Origin of the sequence: Microbulbifer hainanensis, assembly GCF_014904735.1 — a bacterium.
In the GTDB taxonomy this organism is placed as follows: domain Bacteria; phylum Pseudomonadota; class Gammaproteobacteria; order Pseudomonadales; family Cellvibrionaceae; genus Microbulbifer; species Microbulbifer hainanensis.
The window spans coordinates 1-1,064 of sequence record NZ_JACZCR010000068.1; the positions used below are offsets into that span (position 1 = coordinate 1).

General features: G+C 53.0%; 1 protein-coding gene. It reads right to left on the minus strand.

What is annotated here, in order from left to right; genetic code table 11:
* Window positions 1-708: 708 nt before the first annotated feature.
* Window positions 709-1,064: hypothetical protein (locus tag IG168_RS20355; RefSeq protein ID WP_193166438.1), on the minus strand; the 356-nt coding region annotated here is incomplete at its 5' end.

Here is a 1,064-nt window from a genome sequence, read left to right on the forward strand (position 1 = left end):
CGGAAGTCGTCGCCGATGGCACAATTCGCTGATTTGTTTCTTTGGCCAATGTGCATGGGCGGATACCACGTCGGAAACCGGACATACGCCCGGCTCGTGGAAGACAAAAAGTTGATCGATTGCTACCTTAGTGAGGATCAGCTAGCCGCGCTCGGTATTAAGTATAGCTGCTTCGACCTCGTTCAGCGAAAGGCCTGATAACACAAAGGCCGAGACGTCTCCGTCCCGACCTCGTGCAGCCACAACCACGGTGACTTCGTAGGCTAAGCCTACAGAGTTAATTAATTAGTTAAAAAAAAAAGTCAACAAAAAGCTGGGAGGACGTACTCCCAATTTCGACACCCAATCATCAGTCGCTTACGTAAGCGATAAATCCAAAGAGCACAAAATTACTCGACAAGAAGCTTGAGCGGACATCCGCTCAACTCCGGTAAGGCGTCTTACCTATGCGCGCTCAGCGCTACTTGCTTCAAGGGGATAATCCCGTCCAGTAATGACTGAGGTTATAATTGACGGAAACCTCAATAGAAGCCCCATACCCGATTTATTAAAAGGTAATTTTGAAGATCAAAGGTGGCCATATGTAGCTAGCACACTTACAGTCATTTTAATGATTGCATTATTTTTGATTCGGCTTATTCGTTTTACTAAAAAAGGGCGCCACATAGCAGCGCTGATCGCAGAGTATTTAGATCAGCCGCCACGCTCCTAATTGTACGGGGAAACGCGGCAGCGCTCATACTCACGGGCAATCTCGCCAAGCTTCGCTTTCGGCATGCCGGCGATGAGCCGGCGCCGGCGCGCGACCTCCTCGCGGATCTCTGCGGTGTGGCTCCATACGATCTCGATCGAGTGAGGTTGCCCGGGAAAATTCGGCCACTCGTGAACGGTTGTGTGCGCGGAGTGCCGATAGCCGTACCAAGACAGGGGCACATGTGGTCCCGGCAAGGTGATGCCGGCGGCAAGGTCGACGCGCTCCTGCAGCGCGACCTCGAGGGCGATGCCGCAGATCCAGAAGCTGAGCGCGTGACCTGGCGCGAAGCTGTGAAGTCCGCCACGGCTCA